Origin of the sequence: Mannheimia massilioguelmaensis (assembly GCF_000940515.1) — a bacterium.
Lineage (GTDB): Bacteria > Pseudomonadota > Gammaproteobacteria > Enterobacterales > Pasteurellaceae > Basfia > Basfia bettyae.
In genome coordinates, this window is the sequence record NZ_CDQL01000005.1 from 24,909 (window position 1) to 49,742 (window position 24,834).

A 24,834-nucleotide genomic window follows, 5' to 3' on the forward strand; every position below is an offset into this window, starting at 1 on the left:
CAAACAAGTTGATGCAAGGAGCAATCAATGTCTAATTATTTCAATACTCTAAATTTACGTCAAAAACTTGACCAATTAGGTCGTTGTCGTTTTATGGACCGTGCTGAATTTGCAGAAGGTTGTAACTACTTAAAAGGTAAGAAAATTGTCATCGTTGGTTGTGGTGCGCAAGGTTTAAATCAAGGGTTAAATATGCGTGATTCTGGTTTGGATGTAAGCTACGCATTACGTGCAGCAGCAATTGCGGAAAAGCGAGCTTCATTCCAACGTGCGACAGAAAATGGTTTTAAAGTGGGTACATATGAAGAATTAATCCCAACGGCAGATTTAGTGATCAACTTAACGCCAGATAAACAACATTCAAAAGTCGTGGCAGATGTGATGCCATTAATGAAAAAAGATTCGGCATTTGGTTATTCTCATGGTTTCAACATTGTTGAAGAAGGTGAAAAAATCCGTGAAGATATCACTGTTGTGATGTCAGCACCGAAATGCCCAGGTACGGAAGTGCGTGAAGAATACAAACGTGGTTTCGGTGTGCCTACATTAATTGCGGTTCATCCAGCCAATGATCCACGTGGTGAAGGTATGGCGATTGCGAAAGCTTGGGCGAGTGCAACCGGTGGTGACCGTGCCGGTGTACTAGAATCTTCATTCGTAGCTGAAGTGAAATCTGACTTAATGGGTGAACAAACGATTCTTTGTGGTATGTTACAAGCTGGTTCAATCGTATGCTATGACAAATTAGTTGCAGATGGGAAAGATCCTGCATATGCGGGTAAATTAATCCAATTCGGTTGGGAAACCATTACTGAAGCATTGAAACAAGGTGGCATCACATTAATGATGGATCGCTTATCAAACAGTGCTAAACTCAGAGCGTTCGAACTTTCAGAACAAATTAAAGAACATTTGAGTTTTTTATATCTAAAACACATGGACGATATTATTAGTGGTCAGTTTTCATCAACGATGATGGCGGACTGGGCAAATAATGATAAAGATCTATTAACATGGCGTGAAGAGACGGCAAAAACCGCTTTTGAAAATGCACCTAAATATGAAGGCAAAATTAGTGAACAAGAATATTTTGATAACGGCGTATTAATGGTTGCAATGGTTAAAGCGGGTGTTGAGATGGCATTTGATGCAATGGTTGCAAGTGGGATTTATGAAGAATCTGCATATTATGAATCATTACACGAGTTACCATTAATTGCTAATACCATCGCTCGTAAACGTTTATATGAAATGAACGTAGTTATTTCAGATACCGCAGAATATGGTAACTATTTATTCTCTCATGTAGCAACACCAATTTTAGCAAAAGAAATTATTCCTAACTTACAAAAAGGCGATTTAGGTGAACCAACACCAACTGTGCTAATCGACAACCTGACTTTACGTGAAGTGAATGATGAAATCCGTAACCATCCTGTTGAATTAATCGGTCAAGAATTACGTGGTTATATGACTGATATGAAACGTATTGCGGTCGCTGGTTAATTTTTTATATACTCGGAAAGCTGTAGGAGCGGTCATTTTGACCGCTCTTTTTTAATTAAAAAGATAAAATCTGAGGGCGAGCAGTAATTTAGCCCAAGATGCACTAAATTTTTAGAAAATCTACCGCACTTTTTATACGTTACAGTATCAATTCATATGCATATTCTGCTAAATGATAAGCAATTAACCACATCACAATGCCAATCAGAAAATCTAGAATCCGCCAAGTAATTGGATGTTTAAATAATGGAATTAATAAACGTGCGCCATACCCTAAGCTAAAGAACCAGAGGAAAGATGTGGTTATCGCACCTAATAAAAAAATAGGCTTTTCCGCTGCGCTTAAAGTACCAGATATTCCACCGATGATGGCAAAACAGTCTAAATACACATGAGGATTTAATAGCGTAACAGCTAGCGTCGCTAAGATGGATTTCCAAGTAGAATCAATAGCTGAGTCAGGATTTGAACTCAGTTGTAAAGCGGATAATCCAGTTAAAGCCGAACGAAATGCTCTCGCACCATAAACTAACAAAAAGACCGTACCGACAATAGCCAAGGCGACAGTGGCCATTGGGCTTTCACTAATTAAACTTCCTAAGCCTAATACACCCAATGAAATCAAAATCACATCACAAAGAAAACATGTAAAAGAGACGGCAAATACCTTTCTTTTAAGCAAACCCTGTTTCAGAACAAAGGCATTCTGTGCACCAATAGCAATGATCAAACTACCACAAACAAGAAATCCTCGCATAAAGATTTCCATAACATACCTCATTATTATCAACTAATTGAAATGATCCAGTTATTTTATAAAGTAAAGATAAGAATTCAACATTATTTCCTTAATTTTAGCCTTATAACGTAGTACACTACTAGCATTATTAATGACTTAGCGAGGTAACCATGAAGCCTTATTTAATTGCTCCTTCAATTCTGTCTGCGGATCTTGCTCGTTTAGGGGAAGATGTTAAACATGTATTAAACAGTGGGGCAGATGTGATTCATTTTGATGTGATGGATAATCATTATGTGCCTAATCTTACTTTTGGCCCCGCAGTATGCAAAGCATTACGTGATTATGGCATTGAAGCGCCCATTGATGTTCATCTCATGGTGAAACCTGTTGATCGTATCATTCCCGATTTTGCAAAAGCGGGAGCTAATTATATTACATTCCATCCAGAAGCCTCAGAACATATTGATCGCAGTTTACAGCTAATTCGTGATCATGGATGTAAAGCTGGTTTAGTTTTCAATCCCGCGACGCCACTGAGCTATTTAGATTATGTTATGGATAAAATTGATGTGATTTTATTAATGTCGGTAAATCCTGGCTTTGGTGGGCAATCTTTTATTCCTGGAACCTTAAATAAATTAAAAGAAGCCCGTAAACGTATTGATGAAAGTGGCTTAGATATTCGCCTTGAAGTAGATGGTGGAGTTAAAGTGAATAATATTGCTCAGATTGCCGCAGCGGGTGCAGATATGTTTGTAGCGGGTTCAGCTATTTTTGACCAACCTGATTATCAAAAAGTCATCCAAGAAATGCGCCAGCAATTGAGCCAAATTCAAAAATAATTAATAAGGATAAGTAATGAGTTCACAATTTAAATTAATCGGTTTTGATCTAGACGGAACTTTAGTCAATAGCCTGCCTGATTTAGCACTTTCCGTAAATAGTGCATTACAAGAATTTGATTTACCACAAGCTTCAGAAGAATTAGTCCTAACTTGGATCGGTAATGGTGCTGATATTTTAATTCAGCGTGCATTAACTTGGGCAAAAGAACAATCAGGTAAAAGCTTAACTAAAAGCGAAATCACTAAACTAAAAGAACGGTTTAATTATTTTTATGGTGAGAATTTATGTAATATTAGTCGCCTTTATCCAAACGTTAAAACCACATTAGAAAAATTAAAAGCACAAGGTTTTATTTTAGCTGTTGTAACCAATAAACCAACTCGTCATGTACAACCTGTATTATCTGCCTTTGGTATCGACCATTTATTTAGTGAAATGCTTGGTGGACAATCCTTGCCTGCGATCAAACCTCACCCAGCACCATTATATTATTTATGTGGTAAATTTGGCTTATACCCACATCAAATATTATTTGTAGGCGATTCTAAAAATGACATTCTTGCTGCACATTCTGCGGGTTGTCCTGCGGTTGGCTTAACTTATGGGTATAATTATAATATTCCCATTGCTGATTCTCACCCTGATTGGGTCTTTGATAATTTTGCAGATCTACTAACTATTTTATAATCGCCAAAAGTGCGGTTCAAAAAAGAAAAATTTAAGGAACATGATAATGACTAAACCAGTTGTCTTAAGTGGCGTTCAGCCATCAGGTGAATTAACTATCGGTAACTACCTTGGTGCATTACGCCAATGGGTAAAAATGCAAGATGACTATGACTGCCTATTCTGTATTGTTGACTTACATGCAATTACGGTACGTCAAGACCCAGAAAAACTGCGTAAAGCTACGTTAGATGTATTAGCACTTTATTTAGCTTGTGGCATTGATCCTGCTAAAAGTACAATTTTTATTCAATCTCATGTTCCAGAGCATGTTCAACTTAGCTGGGTGTTAAATTGTTATACCTATTTTGGTGAAATGAGCCGCATGACTCAATTTAAAGATAAATCAGCACGTTATGCAGAAAATATAAATGTGGGTTTATTCACTTATCCAGTCTTAATGGCTGCGGATATTTTGTTATATCAAGCTGCGCAAGTCCCAGTTGGCGAAGATCAACGTCAACATTTAGAAATTACACGTGATATCGCACAGCGTTTTAATGCCTTGTATGGCGAAGATCAATTTGTGATTCCTGAAGCATTTATTCCAAAAGCTGGTGCTCGCATTATGGCATTACAAGATCCTGAGAAAAAAATGTCTAAATCAGATGATAACCGTAATAACGTTATCACCTTATTAGAAGATCCAAAATCAGTAGCGAAAAAAATCAAACGTGCTATGACAGATAGCGATGAACCACCTGTAGTAAAACATGATGTAAAAAATAAAGCTGGTGTGTCTAACTTATTGGAAATACTTTCTGTGATCACCGATAAACCAATTCCACAATTAGAAAAAGAGTTTGAAGGGCAAATGTACGGCCACTTAAAAACAGCGGTCGCAGATGAAGTGGTTGCAATGTTAACGACATTACAAGAACGTTTCTATCACTACCGCAATAATGAAGAGCTACTTAACAAAATTGCAGCCGAAGGTGCAAAAAAAGCGCGTGCTCGTGCAAAAGCCACTCTAGACAAAGTTTACAACGCAGTAGGTTTTGTACCTGTAGCTGAATAATCTATAGGAAAAACAGGATATAATTTTTTATACCTGAAAAGCTTATTTCAAGACCAACCAATGCATTAGCGATATTAAGCCTGATGCATTGGTAAATTTGCGTAAAAATTAAGTAAATAAAAGCGACTTAGGGGGTGTCGATTTTATTTTTCATCTTCTTGCCAGTCCATCAATAACCGATAAAACTCAATGTTAATTTAGAAATTTTCTTTGTTTAACTTCATTTTTTCCAAAATACCTAATCCTACGAGTTAATCTATCTACTTTCCTGCCACATTCCCATTATTGGGAAAATCGTCCGCACTTTTATTGTGTTTAGAGGCGAACTCAATTACTTCGCAAACGGCACGCCCACTTTGGCGACAATTTTCCATTCGCCGTTGCGTTTGATTAAATTCATATATTCCACAAAATTTGCACCGTGCCAGTCTTCAATAATCAATTTCCCGCAGGCAGCAGGGCTTTCAATGTCTGAAAAATCCAACCGCATTGTGCAATTTGTGTTGCCACGCTCGGCAACGATTTGATACAACACTTCAATCGGCGAACCGTTGATAATCGCATCTTCCCAAAATGTGGTTTTAAGCAATGCCACATCGCCGTTGGTGCCTTCGGTGTAGTTTTCAAAAATTTTAACAATTTGATTAAAATCGCTGGTTTTTGCGACCATTTTTTACTCCAAAAATCAATCAGTTAATTAAAACGGTGAAAAGGTTTTGGCGATAATCCGCCAGCCTGTTTCGCTTTTGAGCAAACTCATATATTCCACAAATCTCGCCCCGTGCCAATTTTCGGTCACGACTTTGGCAATGGCGGCATAGCCTGTAATATCTACGCTGTCTATGCGAATGGTAGAGTCGGTTTTACCTTTGCGTTCGACGGTTTGATACAAGGCTTCAATCGGCTGACCGTTAATCATCGCTTCGGGATAAAAGGCATTTTTCAGGCGTACCATATCGCCGTTTTGCCCTGCGGCATAGTCATTAACGGCGGCAACGATGCCTTGATAATCTTCAGTGCGTGTAACCATTATTACTCCTTAATCACTAACATTTCGTTCAAATCCACACGATCACTGACAAACTGATTCAGCGGATCGTCTGATTTATAACCCAACGCAATCCCCATTGCGATCATCAAATTATCAGGAATACCGAGATGACGACGCAGGGAATTAGGGAATTTAACGACTTCATACGCCGCAATGCTGTCAATGCCGCGTGCGGTTGCTGAAAGTGTCAGTGTTTGAGCAAAACCGCCCAAATCGTAAATTGCCCACGCCGATGAATTTTTATCCAGCGTTAAATACACAATCGCAGGGGAGTTGTAAAGATGGGCTTGCAATTCGCCAAAATGCTGACCGCCTTGCCCTTCAAATCCGAAAAAGGCTTGCGACCATTGCTGCATATTTTGGCGGGCGAACATTCCCCAGCTATCACGGCTTTGCGTAGAAAAATCGGCATTGCCGCGAATGCCCTGATAGGCAAAATTCAAATGGTCTTGTTTGATTTTTGCCAGCGTGTCGCCGGTGGCAATCCACACTTTCCAAGGCTGGGAATTTGCCCAAGACGGGGCTTGTTGTGCGTCTTTAACAATGGCTTTTAAGGTGTCAATTTCAATCGCCTTACCGTCAAATTGGCGAACCGAACGACGGGCGTGAATGGTATCAATCGTATTCATTGTTTTTCTCCTGTGAAGTTGATGGCGTGCATTGTAATTTAGTTCTCTTTCAATGATAATATGACAAAATTTGAATTTTGTTTTGCATAAAACGCAAAAATAAGGTGGCACTATGGACTATTTCTCTGCACTGCGTATTTTTCACGATATTGCCCAAACCCAAAGTTTTACCCTTACCGCCAAACGCTTGGGCGTAGCGGTGTCATCGGTAACCCGTCAAATGGATAATTTAGAGCAGAATCTGGGCATCAGCCTGCTCAAACGCTCAACCCGCCAGCTCAATCTCACTTATGCTGGCGAGCAGTATTTGGCGAAAACACGGCATATTTTGGCGGATTTAGCCACGGCGAATTTGTCGTTGAAAGATGAAATGACAGCACCGCAAGGCAAACTCCGTTTTACCTTTCCGATGTGTTACGGCAATACGCAAATTGCCCCGTTTTTGGCAGAATTTGCCCAAAAATACCCGAAAATCGAGCTGGAACTGTTTGGTTGTGATGAAACGGTGGATCTGTTTGCCATACCGATAGATTTGGCTTTGCGATTGGGAAAAGTGGAAGATGAACGGCTGGTCGCCCGTTGGATTAAAGGGCAGGAACGCTGGCTCTGTGTCAGCCCCGATTATGCGGCAAAACACGGCATACCCAACACGCCACAAGAGTTGAATCAGCACAACTGCCTGCCTTTTATCTACCCGAACCAATTTCCCAAATGGCATTTTTATCAGGGGAACAAAAATGAAACGGTGCTGATTAAAGGCAATCTGTTCGGCAACAGCATTGAGATGCTTATGCAAGCCTGCAAAGACGGCTTGGGCATTAGCCTACTGCCCGATTGGCTGGCGAAACACGACATCGCCGCCGGGCAGTTGCTACGGCTACTCCCCGATTGGCAGGTTTCGCCCAATCCTTATTTATCCGAAGACGGCATTTCTCTCGTCTATCTGCCGAACAACCGCCAAATCGCCAAAGTAAAATTGTTGGCGGATTTCTTGGCGGAACGGTTGGGGGGATAAGGCAAGCGGTTGGATTTTCAGGAAATGTTGATAAAATCCGATTTTCCGATCAACAATCAACTTGACCCAATTCTTTCGTTAATTGCTCCAAAAGTCAATTTTTTCTGACTGCACTTTTGCCCATAATACGCCCCATCGCAACAAGCGGTCTATTTTCAACAAAATTTTACAAAAAGGAAAAAATAATGGCTTTACATTACCAACATCTCCGAAATGCCACGGCTAAAATTACCTACGCTGGCGTGACTTTTTTAGTGGATCCGTTTTTGGCGGAAAAAGAGAGCTTTGACGGTTTTCCTGGCACGGTGAATAGCCATTTACGCAACCCGATGACGGCGTTGCCTGAAAGAATTGAGCAGATTGTGTCTGGTATTGATGCTGTGCTTTTAACCCATACCCATTTGGATCACTGGGACGAGGCGGCTCAAAATGCGATTCCAAAAGCCTTGCCTGTATTGGTGCAAAATGCAGGTGATGCAGGGCTTTTGCGTTCGCAAGGCTTTGAAAATGTGATGCTGATTGGTAAACAGACTGAATTTCAGGGCGTGAAACTCACTCGCACTGACGGTCAGCACGGTTCAGATCAGATGTACAGCATTCCGCAACTGGCTGAAATTTTGGGCGATGCGATGGGCGTGGTGTTCCAAGCCGAAAACGAAAAAACGCTCTATTTGGTGGGTGACACGATTTGGAATGAGGAAGTGGAACTGGCATTGAACCGCTATCAACCTGATGTGATCGTGATGAACACAGGCTGTGCAAAGTTGGAGGGTTTCCCAGATGGCATTATTTTCGGCACGGACGATGTGGCGAAAATGGCAGCCACAATGCCGAATGCCCAAATCATCACGGTGCATATGGATGCGGTAAATCATTGCACAGTATCAAGCGAGGATATGCGTACGTTCCTGCAAGCAAAGAGGTTGGAAAGCCGTGTTAGTGTGCCGAAAGAAGGTGAACTACTGAAATACTAAGAGAAAAGAACTTGTTAAAAATAATCTGCCCATAGAAGTTGCTTAACAAGTGACTACTTAAGGTGCAGATTTTTTATTGGACAAAATAGCTTAATATTTGAAACCGTTTATTGGTTTTATTTGGAATAATCATTTGTATCAATATCAGCTTACTATAATATCTAGCTAGATAAATTTTCTTTTTTCTTACCGCACATTATAGAATATTTGTATACTGCTTTTAATAAATTCCAAAGTTATCCTAATGTTAGGGCGAGAGCTTAAGCATGTAATTCCAAAGGATTTTTGCTGACTTTAGCTAAGGATTTATGTTCTTTGATAATTGCCATAAATGCTTGCCCATAGCGTTCTAATTTGGTTGCGCCAACACCATTAATTTGTAGCATTTCCACTCGAGTTGTTGGTTGATGTAATGCCATTTCTTGCAATGTTGCATCATTAAACACGATATAAGGCGGAATATTTTCTTTATCAGCAATTTGTTTACGTAAGAAACGTAAACGAGCAAATAAATCTTTATCATAGTAGATAATGGCATTTTTCTGTGGTGTTTGAGCCATGGTAACTGAAGATAGTCTCGGCATGGCTAATTGTAAGGGAACTTCACCTCGTAACACAGGTCTTGCACTTTCAGTAAGTTGCAATCGGCTTCCCATTCCAAAGTCATTGAGTATTTGTTGTACTAAGCCAAGATGAATTAATTGGCGAATCACTGATTGCCAATATTCTTTACTTTTATCTTTACCAATACCATATACCGACAGTTGATCATGTTGATTTTCTTTGATCTTCTGATTTTGTAATCCTCGCATTACGCCAATTACATATTGTGTACCAAAACATTGTCCAGTGCGGTAAATCGTAGAAAGAATTTTCTGTGCATCTAATAAACCATCATATTTTTTTGGTGGATCGAGACAAATATCACAGTTTTGACAAGGTTTTTGACGATTTTCACCGAAATAATTCAGTAATACTAAACGGCGACAAGTTTGGCTTTCTGCAAATTCACCAATAGCTTCTAACTTATGTTGTTTGATTTCTCGTTGTGGACCTTCGGGCTCTTCTAACAACATTTTATGTAGCCAGGCATAATCGGCAGGTTCGTAAAATAATACGGCTTCTGCAGGCAAATCATCACGTCCTGCACGTCCAGTTTCTTGATAATAAGCTTCAATGCTACGAGATAAATCAAAGTGAGCGACAAAACGCACGTTAGATTTATTGATTCCCATGCCAAAAGCAATAGTTGCTACGACTACTTGAATATTATCTCGCTGGAAAGCTTGTTGCACGGCATCACGTTGTTGCGGTTCCATGCCGGCATGATAGCCAGCAGCAGACACGCCCTTTTTCTTTAAGGCTTCAGCAATGCGTTCTACTTTGCTACGGCTATTACAATAAACAATACCACTTTTGCCTTTTTGTGCCACGACAAAATTACAGAGCTGATCCATGGGCTTGAATTTTTCCACTAGGGTATAGCGGATATTCGGGCGATCAAAGCTTCCTACGTATAAGTGCGGTTCATTTAAATGCAAATTTTGTAGAATATCTTGCCGTGTAGTGCGGTCTGCCGTAGCGGTTAATGCCATTACAGGCGCCTTGGGAAAACAGCTTTTGAGACCACCTAATTGGGTATATTCAGGACGAAAATCATGCCCCCATTGTGAGATACAATGGGCTTCATCAATGGCAATAAAGCTGACATTACATAAAGAGATGAACTGAAAAAAACTATTAGTCATCACTTTTTCAGGTGAAAGATAAAGCAATTTCAGCTCTCCCGAAATGGCTTTATTTTGCACCTTTTGTTGTTGTTCAAAAGACTGAGTACTATTTAGAAAATCTGCGGAGATACCATTAGTGAGTAACTGATCCACTTGATCTTTCATTAAAGAAATCAGTGGTGAAATGACTAAAGTTAGCCCCTCAAAACATAAAGCAGGAATTTGATAGCAGAGGGATTTGCCATTCCCTGTTGCCATGACCACTAAGCTATCACGACCAGTTAAGGCCGCCTCAATCACTTCTTCTTGACCTTTACGAAAGGATTGATAACCAAAGACGGAACGCAACACTTCAAGTGCGGTTAAATTTTTTGAAATTTTCACCGCACTTTGAGTAACTTCATTGACTACAACATCAGTCATTAAGCGAAGCTCACAGGTTCGCCATAAAATGCCATTGCTTGAGCTAAACAATCCCAAAAACGTAGGTTATCATGGTTGAGCCAGTCACCATCACGATAAGCAAAGTGCAAACCGCCTAAACGACTAGCTAACCAAAGTTCTAACATCGCTTCTTGTTTATTGATGACAATTTGATTGCCATCGTTAAAGGTAATATTAAATACTGCACCCTGACGTTCGCAATCCACATCAATATCTTGTTGTTCTAATTGCTCTTCAATACTGTCCCAGATTTGGTCAATATTTTCGTGAAATTCTGCTACATTCATAAAATTGCCTTATTTTTTAGTTTGAGAGCAGAATTATAGATATTTTCTGTCTTTAAAGATAGAATGAATGTAAATTTTCATCAGTTAGGAACTCAACATGAAAAAATTTATTTCTCTAGTTATTTTGACCGCGCTTTGTACTGCTATGATGGGCTGTGGCGTTAAAGGCCCTTTGTATTATCCTGAACAAACACAGCAAAAACACACAGAACAGCCATAAAAATAGCAAGCAGGACACAACATATGGATTTTTTCCAATATAAAAATAATAAATTATTTGCCGAAGATCTAGCAGTCACTGAGCTTGCTAAACAATTTGGCACACCACTTTATATTTATTCTCGAGCCACGCTTGAGCGCCATTGGAAGGCTTTTGATAGTGCCTTTGGCGAACATCCGCATTTAGTTTGCTTTGCGGTGAAATCTAATCCCAATATTGCCATTTTACAAGTGATGGCAAAATTAGGTGCGGGTTTTGATATTGTTTCGCAAGGTGAACTCGAGCGTGTTATGGTTGCAGGTGGCGATCCACATAAAGTAGTATTCTCTGGTGTGGCTAAGAATGCTAAAGAAATTGCCCGTGCATTAGAATTAGGCATTCGTTGTTTCAATGTAGAAAGCCAGGCAGAATTATATCGAATTAATGAGATTGCTGGTCAATTAGGCAAGATTGCCCCAATTTCATTGCGGGTGAATCCTGATGTGGATGCTCATACTCACCCTTATATCTCTACTGGGTTAAAAGAAAATAAATTTGGTATAAGTGTGGATAAAGCACGTGAAGTTTATCATTTAGCCACTAAATTACCTCATATTAAAGTAACAGGTATGGATTGCCATATTGGTTCGCAATTAACAGAAATTCAACCGTTTTTAGATGCGGTAGATCGTCTGATGATTTTAATCGAACAATTAACTCAAGATGGCATTATCCTTGAGCATTTAGACTTAGGTGGTGGTTTAGGGGTGACTTATACTAATGAGACGCCTCCTCACCCAACGGATTATGCTAAAGCGTTACTGGAAAAACTCAAACATTATGAAAATTTAGAAATCATTCTTGAGCCAGGCCGAGCCATTAGTGCAAATGCGGGGATTTTAGTCACTAAAGTAGAATATCTAAAAACAAATGAAACCCGTAATTTTGCGATTGTTGATGCAGGTATGAACGATATGATTCGTCCAGCCTTATATGAAGCTTATATGAATATTATTGAAGCTGACCGTACTTTAATGCGTGAATCTCAGGTCTATGATGTGGTTGGTCCAATTTGTGAAACTTCAGATTTTTTAGGCAAACAACGCCAATTAGCTATTGCTCAAGGTGATTACCTTGTACAACGTTCAGCAGGTGCTTATGGGGCAAGTATGTCTTCTACTTATAATTCTCGACCATTAACGGCGGAAGTGATGGTGGATGGCAATCAAGCGCATTTAATTCGTCGCCGTGCTGATCATAAAGAACTATGGGCTTTAGAAGTCTTATTGGCATAAATCATACAGGAGAACTTTATGAAACTTTATTATTTACCAGGTGCTTGTTCAATTGTTCCACATACCGCTTTAGAATGGATTGGTGAAGATTATGAAGCAGTTGCTGCCACTCGTGAAGAAATTAAATCCGCAGAATATTTAAAATTAAACCCTTTAGGTCAAGTCCCTTTATTAGTTGATGGTGATTTAGCACTTTCACAAAATATGGCTATCTTAACTTACTTAAATGATTTATCACCAGAAACCAAAATTTTTGGTAGTAAGACCGCACAAGATAAAGCAAAACAAATGCGTTGGTTAGCTTTTTTCAATGCAGACTTACATAAAGCCTTTGCTCCTTTATTTCGTTTACCCGCTTATGCTGAAGGTAATGAAGAGTTAAGCAAACAAATCCGTAAAGCGGCTGCTGAGAATATCCTTCGTATGTTAAGTATTGCTAATGATCATTTGGAAAGCCACATTTTCTTTGGTGAACAAATCTCAGTAGCTGATGTATATTTATATGTTGAATTGCGTTGGTGTAAAGCTTTAGGTTTAGATTACAGTCAATTTAAAAATCTCGAACCTTTCTATCAACGTGTAGCCGCAGATGTTGGGGTGAAAACGGTATTAGTTAAACAAGGTTTAAGCGCTTAATTTGGTATTTATGAAAGGTGAAAGTGCGGTAATAATTTTTAAAATTGTTACCGCACTTTAGCTTCTAATTCGATTTATTTGTTACATTCCCATTCTCCAACATACCTGAAAATGGTACACTATCGCCAATTTTTCTATTCAAAAAATATATTTACTAGGAATAATCATAATGCGTACAAGCAAATACCTTTTCTCAACCTTAAAAGAGACCCCAAATGATGCTCAAGTGGTTAGCCATCAATTAATGTTACGGGCGGGAATGATTCGCCCAATGGCTTCAGGTTTATATAACTGGCTACCTACGGGTATTCGTGTATTAGAAAAAGTAAAAAAAATCATTCGTGAAGAAATGAATAAAAGTGGTGCTATTGAAGTATTAATGCCAGTGGTTCAACCTGCCGAGTTATGGCAAGAATCTGGTCGTTGGGAACAATATGGCCCTGAATTATTGCGTTTTAATGATCGTGGTAACCGTGATTTTGTATTAGGACCGACTCATGAAGAAGTGATTACGGATTTAGTCCGTCGTGAAGTGAGTTCATACAAACAACTTCCATTAAATTTATATCAAATTCAAACAAAATTCCGTGATGAAGTGCGTCCTCGTTTTGGTGTAATGCGTTCACGTGAATTTATTATGAAAGATGCTTATTCTTTCCACACAACTAAAGAATCATTACAAGAAACCTATGATGTGATGTACCAAACTTATAGTAATATTTTCACTCGTTTAGGTTTAGATTTCCGTGCAGTACAAGCAGATACAGGCTCTATTGGCGGTTCAGCATCACATGAATTCCAAGTATTAGCTTCAAGTGGTGAAGATGATGTGGTGTTCTCAACAGAATCTGATTATGCAGCGAATATTGAATTAGCAGAAGCGATCGCTGTAGGTGAACGCCAAGCACCAATGGCAGAAATGCAATTAGTTGATACTCCAAATGCGAAAACTATTGCAGAATTAGTAGCACAATTTAATTTATCAATTGAGAAAACGGTGAAAACTTTAATTGTAAAAGGTGCAACAGAAGAACAACCATTAGTGGCATTAGTGATTCGTGGTGATCATGAGCTAAATGAAATCAAAGCAGAAAAATTACCTGAAGTGGCATCACCATTTGAATTTGCTGATGAAGCGGATATTAAAGCGAAAGTCGGTGCGGGAGTTGGCTCATTGGGCCCAGTGAACTTGAATATTCCAGTGATTATTGACCGTTCAGTGGCAGTGATGAATGATTTTGCTGCGGGTGCAAATATTGATGGTAAACATTATTTCAATATCAACTGGGAGCGTGATGTGGCATTACCTAAAGTAGCTGATTTACGTAATGTGGTAGAAGGCGATCCAAGCCCAGATGGTAAAGGAACATTATTAATTAAGCGTGGCATTGAAGTGGGACACATCTTCCAATTGGGTAAGAAATATTCAGAAGCGATGGGAGCGACAGTTCAGGGTGAAGACGGTAAACCATTGGTGATGACCATGGGATGTTATGGTATTGGTGTAACACGAGTGGTGGCATCTGCAATCGAACAACATCATGATGAGCGTGGTATTATTTGGCCAAGTGATGCTATTGCACCATTTACTGTGGCAATTGTGCCAATGAATATGCATAAATCTGAAAGTGTTCAAGCTTATGCTGAAGAACTTTATAACAGCTTAAACAATCAAGGTGTTGAAGTGATTTTTGATGATCGTAAAGAACGCCCTGGTGTGATGTTTGCGGATATGGAATTAATCGGTGTGCCACATATGGTTGTTATTGGTGAGAAAAACCTGGCAAATGGCGAAATCGAGTATAAAAATCGTCGCACAGGCGAAAAGCAAATGATCGCTAAAGAACAATTGTTAGCTTTCTTAAAAGAGCAAATTAACGCTTAATACTTTCATCCATAACAAAAGGCAGATATTAATATCTGCCTTTTTACTTGGTCATCAATAGATACTTAGTTATCTATAGAATTTATAAAAATGAAAGGGAAATATCATATTTCCCCTTAATAATTTTTAAAAAACTAACCGCAGTTTGTTAATTTAGTCACTTCTGTGCTTAATATAAATGGATAATAAAAGCACAGAATGGTTTGCATAGAAACATAATTATTTATTTTCTTCTACACTTACACCATAGAAGGCACTATAACCAAATGGGCTTTGTTTAAAGTCACGTACACGAGCACTTAATGGGGCATAAGTTACTGCGTGCGCCATTGGAATCCAAGGTGCTTGCTCATGCACGATGACTTGAGCTTGTTTGTATAATTCCGCACGTTGTGCTTTATCTGTTAAGCCAATGGCTTTTGCTAATAAAGCGTCAAAATCAGCATTTTTCCAACGTGCATAATTACTATTACCAATATTTGAGCTACCTAATAATGGGTTTAAGAAATTATCGGGATCGCCATTATCTCCTGACCAGCCAAAGGTACCAGCTGTTAATTCACCAGCTTTTGCACGTTTAATATAGTCACCCCATTCATAAGTTACTAATTTTGCTTTCACCCCGACTTTTTCCCAATCACTTTGTACTAATTCAGACATACGACGTGGGTTCGGATTTGAGTTGCGCACTACAGGCTGTACCCATAATTCTGTTTCAAAACCATTAGGAAAACCTGCTTCAGCTAATAATTGTTTGGCTTTTTCTGGGTTGTATGGATATTCTTCTATGCTATCGTTATAGCTCCAGATTGTTGGCGGTAATGGATTTTTCGCAGATACACCAGCGCCTTGATAAACAGCATTTAAGATGGTTTTTTTATCTACAGCATAATTTAATGCTTGGCGTACTTTTACATTATTAAAAGGTGCTTTTTCTGTATTGAAAGCGATATAAGCCACATTCAAACCTTCTTGAGAGGGCATTTGAATCCGTTTATCTGCTTTCATTCGTTCTAAATCCGCTACATTTGGAAACTCTGCTAAATCACAGGCGCCTGTTTGTAATTTTGCATAGCGAGTTGTTGCATCAGGAGTGATACTAAACACCAAACGATCTAAGCTTGGTTTTCCTTTCCAATAATCTGGATTGGCAATAAAACGTACTGATTTATCCACTTGATAGCCAGCAAAGATGAATGGACCTGTACCAATAGGTTCTTTATCAATAGCTTCAGGTTGGTTTGCTTTTAACATTTTATCTGCATATTCTGCAGAATAAATAGATAAGAAATCCATACCTAAACTTGCTAAGAAGGTAGCATCTTTATGGGTTAAGTTAACTCGTACCGTATTATCATCTAATTTTTCCACAGATTTTAATAATTCGGGGAATTTCATGGAATTGAAATACGGATAAGTGGCATTTGAAACATTATGATATGGATGTTGTTTATCTAATTGGCGTTGGAATGAAAATAAAACATCATCTGCATTAAATTCTCGGCTTGGTGTAAAAAGTTTACTGGAATGGAATTTCACACCTTTTCTTAAATGGAAAGTATAGCTCAAACCATCTTCGCTAATTTCCCAGCTTTCAGCTAAGCCTGGCTCAATATCCACACTACCACGTTTAAATTCCACTAAACGATTATACACTTGCTGTGAACTAGCATTATAAGAGATACCATCCATCACTAAAACTGGACTAAAACTCGTTGGTGCACGGCTCGTACAGTTGATAAACGTAGTTTCTGCTTGAACCAAGGTCGTTGCTGATAAGGTAAATGCAGCAAGAATAAATTTAGTAGTTAATTGCATATTTAAATCCTAGGTTAACGGGAATAAGTAAGGTTAAAATATAACAAAACTTGGTGTAAACAAAATAATCAAATCTTATTAGTTATAACTGTTATTTATGTAAATGCGCACCATCATCTTGATGCAAGCGTAAAAGTACTAAAACAAGGAGAACACCAAATATCGCTGAACTCATATAAGTGTAACTAAATGCCTGTTGTAACTGCTCGATATTATCACCCAAAAAATAACGATAAACACTGAGAATTAAAGCAGATACGGCAATACCAATACCGATACCCACTTGCTGTACCACACTTAGCATGGTTGATCCTGCACTTGCTTGCTTATCCTCTAAATCGCCTACGGTTAATGTATTGATTGAAGAGTAAATAATCGAAATACATGCGCCATACAGGGCAACATTTAGGATCAATATCCACCACGCGCTATCGGCATGTAAAAGAGACATCGCAAAAATAGTACAGGTCATCACCATTGCCGTGCCAATAAGAACATATTTATAACCAAAACGATTAAGCAATTTTATACTAATCGGTTTCGCCAGCACTGAACTCATCGCAATAGGGGTAATTAACATACCCGCCTTATCAGCACTAAAATTAAATGCGACTTGATACATAAGAGGTAATAAAAATGGGATACCAGAGGCACAAAGACGAATTAATAAATTAGCACTCATACCAACTCGAAAAGTGCGTACTTTAAATAAATCTAATGGAACTAAAGCTTGATCAACATGTTTTTTCGCATAGGAAATATAGCAAATTAATAAAATCACACCGCCTAGAATAATTGCTATTGCTTGCCATTTTGCAACAAAGACTTCTGTCACTAGATCTAATCCGAGTGTAATACCGACTAAGCCACCACCAAATAACCAAAAACCATTCCAGTCTAATTTACGTAATTGACCTGTAATATTTGGCATAAATTTAGTCGCAAGAAAAATGCCAATTAAACTCACAGGGATATTAATTAAGAAAATCCAATGCCACGTAGTATAAGTAACAATCCAACCACCGAGAATTGGCCCTAAAATAGGCCCCATTAATCCCGCTGTGGCCATCATATTCCAAGCTGATAAAAGTTGTTTTTTGGGGACTGCACGAATAATGGTTAGTCGTGCAACTGGCATCATTAAAGACCCTCCGAAGCCTTGAAGTACCCGAGAAGCAACTAATTGATTTAATGATTCAGAAAAAGCACAAGCAAGAGAGCCTAATGCAAAAGTAATTACTGCGATACGAAAAACATTTAACGTACCATATTTATCTGCCACCCAACCACTAATAGGAATAAACAGGGCAACGGTTAAGGCGTAGCTAATAATCGCTAACTGCATTGCTAAAGGTGATTCATTAAGATCTGTAGCAATTGCTGGTAATGCGGTATTTAAAATTGTACCGTCCAAAGCTTGCATAAATAAAGCACTGGCAGCAATCCAAGCTAAGGGACGATAATCAACATCTTGCTTCATAAAATTTACCTAAATCTGACCGCACTGTTGAAGCTGCCAGGTTTGAATAAACTGAGCAATTTGAACAATATTATTAATATCTAAATGAGGAACGGTTGTGTACAAAGGGTAGTCTGTTGCTGTTGCAATGACATATTCATCTAGGTTAGGTAAAGGCTTTTCCATATTTTGACGATGCAATAGAATCTTTGCTATAGGCTCTTGTTTAAAGCCTTCAACCAGTATTAAGTCTAGTTGGTTAGGATCAAATTGTTTTGCTAAATAATCCAGCTTAGCAGGCTGTTGTGGGGTTTCGGTCATTATTGCCCAACGTTCATCGCAGGTGACTATCACTTGATTGGCACCAGCTTCTTTCATCCGCCAGCTATCTTTACCTGGTTTGTCCGTTTGTAGGTTATGATGAGTATGTTTAATTACAGCTACTCGAATTCCCAAGGTAATTAATTGAGGGATCAATTTTTCTAATAAAGTAGTTTTGCCACTACCACTGTAGCCTGTAATACCCAACATCGGAATAGGTGTGTTCATAAGGTTTATCTCATCCAAAATATTGCAGATTGATTATACCTTTTCTTGCAAATCTTCTAAAGTATTCATATTAACGAATGCCTGTTTATCTCCACTAAAGTCCACGGCGACTGCACCATGAGCTTTCATAAACCATAACATTCGACGTTCACCACTTGCTAAATAATCTGCTAATTCTTTTTTTAGAGCGGTTGAAATCAAGCAAAAAGTAGGATGATCTCGTTCACCATCATGGGCATAAGCAATTAAAATTTCTGAATTTTCTACCGCACTTTTGAGTTTTGCTACAAGGTTTAATGGCAAGCAAGGGCTATCACAAGGTACAAATAATACATAATCTGTAGTGGCCCGCTCTAATGCCGTTTGGATACCACTTAAGGGGCCTTGAAATCCGTCTCTTTGATCAGAAAAAACAGGCACACCCAATTGTGCATAAGCATCTTGATTACGATTGGCATTAATAGAAATAGCATCAATTTGGCAATGTAAACGTTGATAAATTGTTTCTACCAAAGGTTTACCTTGCCATAATTGCAAACCTTTATCCACGCCTCCCATACGGCGAGCTTTACCGCCAGCTAAAATTACTGCACTAATTGTTATTGTCATAAATTGTAAACTTCTCTTAATTCAAGTATGATTTGTAACCTGTTTATTGATGATAAGGAAAACTTTATGAAATGTCATCGTCTTAATGAAGTATTGGAACTTTTACAACCATATTGGTCTAAAGATTCCGATTTAAATCTTATTCAAATTCTACAAAAAATTGCAAAAGAGGCAGATTTCGAAAAACCTCTTGAAGAATTATCAGATGAAGTCATTATTTATCATTTAAAGATGCATGGAAAAGATAAATTAGAGCCGATTCCTGGTATTAAAAAAGACTACGAAGAAGACTTTAAAACCGCAATTTTAAAGGCTCGTGGTATTATTAAATAATCTTAGTTTTAAAGGATTACTGAAATGAAAAAACTTTTTATTGCTTGTATTGCAGCTTTAGCAACGCTGTCTTTTAATGTGCAAGCTACTGATTTAACGGAAGGCAAACAATACGAAACATTAGCTCAATCCCATTCTGCACAACCAGAAGTCATTGAATTCTTCTCATTTTATTGCCCTCATTGTTACTCATTTGAACTGGAATATCAGATTCCACAAAAAATTAAGCAAGCCATTCCTAAAGGTACCGAATTCAAACAATATCATGTCACTTTCTTAGGCGGTATTTCTGATGATTTAACTCGCGCATGGGCCCTTGCAATGGCGATTGGTGCTGAGGATAAAGTGAAAACAGCCTTATTTAAAGCCGCGAAAGCCAATACTTTACAGTCTATGAACGATGTTCGTCAGATTTTTCTTGATAATGGTGTGAGTGCAGAACAATTTGATGGTGGCATCAATAGTTTTGCAGTAACGGCTCTATATAACAAACAAATTAATCTGGCAGAACAATTTAAAGTGCGTGGAGTACCTGATTTTTATATCAATAACAAATTCCATGTAAAAATGGATGGTTTATCACATGATAATTTCGTTCAAGACTACGTAGACACCGTAAATGGTCTATTAAGTAAATAACTATTTGCAAAAGATCTAAAAAATTGGTTTAATGCGTGCCACTTAAAAGAGATATAAACAAAGAGGATATTATGGCAGAAAGTTTTAGTGTTGAACGTCGTTTCTTTGACGATAAAAACTATCCACGTGGTTTTGCTCGTCACGGTGACTATACAATTAAAGAAGCACAAGTGCTTGAGCAATATGGTCAAGCATTTAAGGCGTTAGATTTAGGTGAACGTGATCCTAGCACAGCAGAAGAAAAACAGTTTGTTGCTTTCTGTAAGGGAGAACGACCAGCAGAAACTTTCTTTGAAAAAACCTGGAATAAATATCGCTTACATACTTCAACAACGAAACGTGTATATACGTTATCTGGTGTAGTTAGCGATAATCTAGATGATTTTAATGCAAATGACTAACTTATCTTAATCATGAAAGGCTTGAATTAATTCAAGCCTTTTTCATGTATAAACAACTAAATTTTTTATTTTTTAACCGCACTTTTATCGCCTTCAAAATCTAGACATCATTGATGCCTTAATTTGTGTTCGGTTTTGGACAACTTTGGTTTTATTCTGCTCTAGAGAATGCTCCTGCTTCTGCGACTAATTGTTCAGAAGGGCGAATGCCTGTGTAGAGTTCAAATTGTTCAAGAGCTTGTAAGACTGCCACTTCCGCCCCTGAAATGGTTTGCTTACCTTTCGCTTTTGCTAATTGGATAAAAGGTGTGAGTTCAGGCATGGCTACTACATCAAAAATAGTTTTTGCTTGTTCGATCATCGCTTCAGGAAAAGCTAAATCTGAAGCTTCTTTTCCTCCAGCCATGCCAATAGGCGTCACATTGATCAGAATGTCAGCTTGTTGAGCATGTAAATTTTGAATGTGTTCATAGCCATAAAGATCAGCCAAATATTTTCCCGTAGTAGTATTTCTGGCTAAAATCTTGACTTGTTTAAATCCCGCATTTTTAAAAGCTGCAACTACTGCTTTTGCCATGCCACCACTGCCTCTTAAGATGACAGTTGATTGAGGCGATAATTGATATTTTTGAATGAGTTTTTCGATAGCAATATAGTCAGTATTATAAGCTTTGAGATAGCCATCATTATTGACAATAGTATTTACCGATTCAATGGATTTAGCAGATTCTGACAGTTCATCAATGAAAGGAATGCAACTTTCTTTGAATGGCATTGAAATTGCACAGCCACGAATACCTAAGGCTCTTACCCCTTTAATTGCATGTTCTATATCTGTGGTAGTAAACGCTTTATAGATAAAATTTAAGTTTAATTTTTCATAAAGATAGTTATGGAATCTGGTGCCACGATTACTGGGACGAGCCGCTAAGGACATACAAAGTTTAGTCTCTTTATTAATCATAATTTTCCTAGATATTTAAGGCTTCTGCATCATCAATAAAATATTGATTCATTTCAAAGGCTGGTACTGTTGTACGGTCTTTACTAATAATTTTAGCTGGCACACCTGCGGCAGTGGCATATTCTGGAACTGGTTGTAGTACGACAGAATTTGCACCAATTTTAGCATATTTGCCAACTTCAATATTGCCAAGTACTTTAGCACCTGCACCGATCATTACACCTTCACGAATTTTTGGATGACGATCACCGCATTCTTTACCTGTACCACCAAGAGTTACACCTTGTAGGATAGATACGTCATTTTCAATTACTGAAGTTTCTCCGACTACAATACCTGTAGCATGGTCAAACATAATACCGCGCCCGATACGAGCAGCAGGGTGAATATCCACATCAAAAGCCACAGAAATTTGGTTTTGTAAGTAAATTGCTAAAGATTGTCTGCGTTGTAACCATAAATGATGGGTCACACGGTAGCTTTGAATAGCATGAAATCCTTTTAAATAGAGCAATGGTGTTGACCATAATCCTACTGCTGGGTCACGTTGGCGTACGGCATTAATATCACAGGCTGCACATTCAATAATACGTGGGTCTTCTTGATATGTTTCTTCAATAATTTCACGTAATGTAATTGCCGGCATGGTGGCAGTGGCGAGTTTATTCGCCAAAATATAGCTGAGAGCACTTCCTAAATTTTTATGCTTTAAAATAGTGGAGTGAAAGAAGCTTGCTAACATAGGTTCTTGATCTACCAGACCTTTTGCTTCATTTCTAATATTATTCCAGACTTCAAGTAACATATTTTCATTCCTTATGAATGAGAGAGATTATTCATCTTTACGTTCTCGACCGAGTAGTGCAGAGGCGGCTTCTTTCACATTTTTTTGACAGAATAACACTTGATACACTTGTTCAGTAATCGGCATTTCTATGCCTTGTTGTTGAGCCAATAAATAGGCTTCTTTAGTATTGTAGTAGCCTTCCACCACTTGCCCAATTTCTTGCATAGCAGCTTCCGCACTAATGCCTTGTCCAAGCATCATGCCAAAACGGCGATTACGAGATTGGTTGTCGGTACAAGTAAGCACAAGATCTCCAAGCCCAGACATTCCCATAAAGGTATGTGCTTGAGCTCCTAAGGATACCCCTAAACGGCTAATTTCTGCAATACCTCGTGTAATCAGTGCTGTTCTTGCGTTGGCACCGAATCCCATTCCATCAGACATTCCCGCACTAATTGCAATCACATTTTTAATTGCGCCACCTAGCTGTACACCAATCATATCGGAATTGAGATATACACGAAAATGTTTATTGCAGTGAATACGTTCTTGGAACGCTTTAGCAAATTTTTCATCATTTGAAGCAAAGGTAATAGCAGTTGGTAAACCTGCAGCAAGCTCTTTCGCAAAAGTTGGACCTGATAATACTCCGAGAGGATAATTAGTACCTAATTCTTGTTCTACTAAGCTCTGTAATAAACGCCCCGTATTACGCTCTAAGCCTTTAGTTGCCCAAGCAATACGGTGTTCTTTTGTCAGATAAGGTTTAACTTGTTTAATCACATCACCAAATACATGACTTGGCACAACGATCAGTAAATTTTTTGATTTTTGTACCGCAGTTTTTAAGTCGGACTCAATTTGTAATGCTTCAGGAAAAGTAATATTAGGAAGAAAACGTGCATTTTGACGTTGTTCTGCCATTTGTTGACAAGCTTCTTGATTATGTCCCCAAAGATAAGTTGGATAACCATTACGTGAGAGGGCAATAGCAAGTGCTGTACCGTAAGAACCTGCACCAAGAATCGTAACAGAAGATGTATTTGTACTCATAAATTACCTCGCAAATGTTGAAGTAAGATAAAAAGCCATATTACGGAAATAAAATAGCACGGACAATAGCCGTGCCATATTGATTTTAAGATTAATGCTGAACTTCAGGAGTAGCTGATTCAGTCGCTTTTTGTTCTTCTTGTTCTTGGCGTTGTAAGAAATCCATGAACAATGCATCAAAATTTACAGGAGAAAGATTTAATGCAGGGAACGTACCACGGTTGACTAAGTTTGAAACTAATTCACGAGCATATGGGAACAACATATTTGGACATTGTGAAGTTAAGCAATGTGCCATTTGAATATCTGCTAATCCACTGATAGTAAAGACGCCTGCTTGTTTAACTTCACATAGGAAAGCCAGATCGCCACTGTCTTCTAATGTAGTTTCTACGGAAATATTTAATACCACTTCATATAAATCTTCAGCTAATTGTTTTGCTTCAGTGTTTAAATCAAAGTTGAGTTTAGGTTTCCACTCTTGTTGGAAAATATGTGGAAGATTAGGTGCTTCAAAAGAAATATCTTTCACATAAATACGTTGAATTTGCAGTACAGCTTCTTTTTGTTCTTCTGTTGCTGGTGTTACAGCTTGATTTTCTTCTGCCATTGGGATAATCCTTTTATTTAACTAATGGTAAGTTTTCTGCTCTCCAACCTGAAATACCTTCATTTAAGGTATAAACATGGGAGAACCCTTGTTTTGATAGAAGTTGTGCTGATGAACGTGCTGTTATACCGTTTGCACAGGTTAAAATAAGGTGACGTTCTTTATATTGTTCAAGCTTGCCAAGATTTTGGTTTTTAATGTCTGTGGCACTAAATTCCATGCTACCTGCAATATGACCACGTTTAAATTCGTCACTATTACGTAAATCAATCACTATGGCATCTTGATTATTAATTAAGCTCGTTGCTTCTGCATTAGAAACAATTTTAACTTTGCTGGTTGCTGATTTTATGAATTGCACAAGTACAAAAACAAATACAGCAATCCAAGCTACAACTAATAGGGTATGATTTTTGGCAAACGTAATTGCCATTGGCATTAATTCTTCCATTTTACTCTCAAAAAATCAGTAATCAAAAATAGGGGTTAAGTATAACCGTAGTTTATTCATCTTTCAAAGAAACTATTGCAATTTAATTGATCTATATTATAGATATAATGCCCCATAATTGGTATATTAACAGCAGATTTCAAAGGGCTTTCAATTGTTATTATTTCTAATATGAAAT

Annotated in this window: 28 protein-coding genes; 13 read left to right on the top strand and 15 right to left on the bottom strand. The window is 38.2% G+C overall.

From position 1 onward, the window contains the following. Window positions 1-27: 27 nt before the first annotated feature. Window positions 28-1,506 carry a ketol-acid reductoisomerase gene (ilvC, locus tag BN1226_RS03235; RefSeq protein WP_044469974.1) on the top strand — a complete coding sequence of 493 codons (1,479 nt, stop codon included), beginning with the start codon at window positions 28-30 and terminating at the stop codon, window positions 1,504-1,506. 139 nt (window positions 1,507-1,645) lie between these two features. Here ilvC and BN1226_RS03240 read toward each other — a convergent pair whose 3' ends face one another. Continuing rightward, window positions 1,646-2,275, bottom strand: coding sequence for a LysE/ArgO family amino acid transporter (locus tag BN1226_RS03240; protein WP_044469975.1), 630 nt, complete (start codon window positions 2,273-2,275; stop codon window positions 1,646-1,648). A gap of 140 nt (window positions 2,276-2,415) precedes the next feature. On the opposite strand from BN1226_RS03240, the gene rpe reads away from it, so the two are divergent. Genes rpe through trpS form a run of 3 tightly spaced genes read left to right on the top strand, consistent with a single transcriptional unit; the run spans window position 2,416 to window position 4,838 of the window. After that, a complete protein-coding gene (gene rpe, locus BN1226_RS03245) occupies window positions 2,416-3,090 on the top strand; it encodes a ribulose-phosphate 3-epimerase (protein WP_005761160.1) in 675 nt (224 codons plus the stop codon). Between the two features lie 16 nt (window positions 3,091-3,106). Then, window positions 3,107-3,781: a phosphoglycolate phosphatase gene (locus BN1226_RS03250; RefSeq protein WP_044469976.1), complete on the top strand. Its 675-nt coding sequence runs from the start codon at window positions 3,107-3,109 to the stop codon at window positions 3,779-3,781. A gap of 46 nt (window positions 3,782-3,827) precedes the next feature. Beyond that, window positions 3,828-4,838 carry a tryptophan--tRNA ligase gene (trpS, locus tag BN1226_RS03255; protein ID WP_044469977.1) on the top strand — a complete coding sequence of 337 codons (1,011 nt, stop codon included), beginning with the start codon at window positions 3,828-3,830 and terminating at the stop codon, window positions 4,836-4,838. 331 nt (window positions 4,839-5,169) lie between these two features. Here the strand turns inward: trpS and BN1226_RS03260 are convergent, their stop codons facing one another. Genes BN1226_RS03260 through BN1226_RS03270 form a run of 3 tightly spaced genes read right to left on the bottom strand, consistent with a single transcriptional unit; the run spans window position 5,170 to window position 6,518 of the window. After that, window positions 5,170-5,508 carry a nuclear transport factor 2 family protein gene (locus BN1226_RS03260; protein WP_044469978.1) on the bottom strand — a complete coding sequence of 113 codons (339 nt, stop codon included), beginning with the start codon at window positions 5,506-5,508 and terminating at the stop codon, window positions 5,170-5,172. 27 nt (window positions 5,509-5,535) lie between these two features. After that, window positions 5,536-5,868 (bottom strand): nuclear transport factor 2 family protein, encoded by a 333-nt coding sequence (locus BN1226_RS03265; protein ID WP_044469979.1) that lies wholly within the window; start codon window positions 5,866-5,868, stop codon window positions 5,536-5,538. Window positions 5,869-5,870: 2 nt separating this feature from the next. Continuing rightward, window positions 5,871-6,518, bottom strand: coding sequence for a nitroreductase (locus tag BN1226_RS03270; protein WP_044469980.1), 648 nt, complete (start codon window positions 6,516-6,518; stop codon window positions 5,871-5,873). A gap of 112 nt (window positions 6,519-6,630) precedes the next feature. Between BN1226_RS03270 and BN1226_RS03275 the strand changes: the two genes are divergently transcribed. After that, complete coding sequence (locus BN1226_RS03275; protein WP_044469981.1) at window positions 6,631-7,533, top strand: LysR family transcriptional regulator; 903 nt, start codon at window positions 6,631-6,633, stop codon at window positions 7,531-7,533. Between the two features lie 185 nt (window positions 7,534-7,718). After that, a complete protein-coding gene (locus tag BN1226_RS03280) occupies window positions 7,719-8,507 on the top strand; it encodes an MBL fold metallo-hydrolase (RefSeq protein WP_044469982.1) in 789 nt (262 codons plus the stop codon). A gap of 260 nt (window positions 8,508-8,767) precedes the next feature. On the opposite strand, the gene recQ is transcribed toward BN1226_RS03280, so the two are convergent. Further along, window positions 8,768-10,660, bottom strand: a complete 1,893-nt coding sequence (gene recQ, locus BN1226_RS03285; RefSeq protein WP_044469983.1) for a DNA helicase RecQ — start codon at window positions 10,658-10,660, stop codon at window positions 8,768-8,770. After that, window positions 10,660-10,968 carry an iron donor protein CyaY gene (gene cyaY, locus BN1226_RS03290; RefSeq protein ID WP_044469984.1) on the bottom strand — a complete coding sequence of 103 codons (309 nt, stop codon included), beginning with the start codon at window positions 10,966-10,968 and terminating at the stop codon, window positions 10,660-10,662. The genes recQ and cyaY overlap by 1 nt, the downstream gene beginning before the upstream one ends. A gap of 97 nt (window positions 10,969-11,065) precedes the next feature. Between cyaY and lptM the strand changes: the two genes are divergently transcribed. The 4 genes from lptM to proS all read left to right on the top strand — a co-directional run bounded on the left by lptM (window position 11,066) and on the right by proS (window position 14,983). Then, window positions 11,066-11,188, top strand: coding sequence for an LPS translocon maturation chaperone LptM (gene lptM / locus BN1226_RS10885; protein WP_239384661.1), 123 nt, complete (start codon window positions 11,066-11,068; stop codon window positions 11,186-11,188). A gap of 23 nt (window positions 11,189-11,211) precedes the next feature. Next, window positions 11,212-12,462 carry a diaminopimelate decarboxylase gene (gene lysA, locus BN1226_RS03295; RefSeq protein WP_044469985.1) on the top strand — a complete coding sequence of 417 codons (1,251 nt, stop codon included), beginning with the start codon at window positions 11,212-11,214 and terminating at the stop codon, window positions 12,460-12,462. Between the two features lie 18 nt (window positions 12,463-12,480). Beyond that, on the top strand, window positions 12,481-13,098 hold the full coding sequence (locus tag BN1226_RS03300) for a glutathione S-transferase family protein (protein WP_044469986.1): 618 nt from the start codon (window positions 12,481-12,483) through the stop codon (window positions 13,096-13,098). Between the two features lie 169 nt (window positions 13,099-13,267). After that, entirely contained in the window at window positions 13,268-14,983 is a 1,716-nt protein-coding gene (proS, locus tag BN1226_RS03305; protein ID WP_044469987.1) for a proline--tRNA ligase, read from the top strand. A 219-nt stretch (window positions 14,984-15,202) separates the two neighbouring features. Here the strand turns inward: proS and BN1226_RS03310 are convergent, their stop codons facing one another. From BN1226_RS03310 to mobA, 4 genes are all read right to left on the bottom strand, one after another. Continuing rightward, a complete protein-coding gene (locus tag BN1226_RS03310; RefSeq protein WP_044469988.1) occupies window positions 15,203-16,801 on the bottom strand; it encodes an ABC transporter substrate-binding protein in 1,599 nt (532 codons plus the stop codon). 91 nt (window positions 16,802-16,892) lie between these two features. After that, window positions 16,893-18,281: a DHA2 family efflux MFS transporter permease subunit gene (locus BN1226_RS03315; protein ID WP_044469989.1), complete on the bottom strand. Its 1,389-nt coding sequence runs from the start codon at window positions 18,279-18,281 to the stop codon at window positions 16,893-16,895. A 9-nt stretch (window positions 18,282-18,290) separates the two neighbouring features. Further along, window positions 18,291-18,809 (bottom strand): molybdopterin-guanine dinucleotide biosynthesis protein MobB, encoded by a 519-nt coding sequence (gene mobB, locus BN1226_RS03320; RefSeq protein ID WP_239384663.1) that lies wholly within the window; start codon window positions 18,807-18,809, stop codon window positions 18,291-18,293. A gap of 33 nt (window positions 18,810-18,842) precedes the next feature. Continuing rightward, a complete protein-coding gene (gene mobA / locus BN1226_RS03325; RefSeq protein ID WP_044469990.1) occupies window positions 18,843-19,418 on the bottom strand; it encodes a molybdenum cofactor guanylyltransferase MobA in 576 nt (191 codons plus the stop codon). Window positions 19,419-19,484: 66 nt separating this feature from the next. Between mobA and BN1226_RS03330 the strand changes: the two genes are divergently transcribed. From BN1226_RS03330 to BN1226_RS03340, 3 genes are all read left to right on the top strand, one after another. Continuing rightward, window positions 19,485-19,751: a YihD family protein gene (locus BN1226_RS03330; protein WP_044469991.1), complete on the top strand. Its 267-nt coding sequence runs from the start codon at window positions 19,485-19,487 to the stop codon at window positions 19,749-19,751. Window positions 19,752-19,775: 24 nt separating this feature from the next. Beyond that, window positions 19,776-20,390 carry a thiol:disulfide interchange protein DsbA gene (gene dsbA / locus BN1226_RS03335; RefSeq protein ID WP_044469992.1) on the top strand — a complete coding sequence of 205 codons (615 nt, stop codon included), beginning with the start codon at window positions 19,776-19,778 and terminating at the stop codon, window positions 20,388-20,390. 71 nt (window positions 20,391-20,461) lie between these two features. Continuing rightward, entirely contained in the window at window positions 20,462-20,791 is a 330-nt protein-coding gene (locus BN1226_RS03340) for a MaoP family protein (RefSeq protein ID WP_044469993.1), read from the top strand. A 151-nt stretch (window positions 20,792-20,942) separates the two neighbouring features. On the opposite strand, the gene BN1226_RS03345 is transcribed toward BN1226_RS03340, so the two are convergent. The 5 genes from BN1226_RS03345 to BN1226_RS03365 form a co-directional block, all read right to left on the bottom strand. After that, window positions 20,943-21,755, bottom strand: a complete 813-nt coding sequence (locus tag BN1226_RS03345) for a shikimate 5-dehydrogenase (protein WP_044469994.1) — start codon at window positions 21,753-21,755, stop codon at window positions 20,943-20,945. Window positions 21,756-21,762: 7 nt separating this feature from the next. After that, on the bottom strand, window positions 21,763-22,560 hold the full coding sequence (cysE, locus tag BN1226_RS03350) for a serine O-acetyltransferase (protein WP_005761137.1): 798 nt from the start codon (window positions 22,558-22,560) through the stop codon (window positions 21,763-21,765). A gap of 27 nt (window positions 22,561-22,587) precedes the next feature. Then, the gene (gpsA, locus tag BN1226_RS03355) at window positions 22,588-23,595 is read right to left on the bottom strand and encodes an NAD(P)H-dependent glycerol-3-phosphate dehydrogenase (RefSeq protein WP_044469995.1); all 1,008 of its coding nucleotides are present in this window, start codon (window positions 23,593-23,595) and stop codon (window positions 22,588-22,590) included. Between the two features lie 91 nt (window positions 23,596-23,686). Continuing rightward, window positions 23,687-24,205, bottom strand: a complete 519-nt coding sequence (gene secB / locus BN1226_RS03360) for a protein-export chaperone SecB (RefSeq protein ID WP_044469996.1) — start codon at window positions 24,203-24,205, stop codon at window positions 23,687-23,689. Between the two features lie 13 nt (window positions 24,206-24,218). Beyond that, window positions 24,219-24,656 (bottom strand): rhodanese-like domain-containing protein, encoded by a 438-nt coding sequence (locus tag BN1226_RS03365; RefSeq protein WP_077064985.1) that lies wholly within the window; start codon window positions 24,654-24,656, stop codon window positions 24,219-24,221. Between the last annotated feature and the right edge of the window lie 178 nt (window positions 24,657-24,834).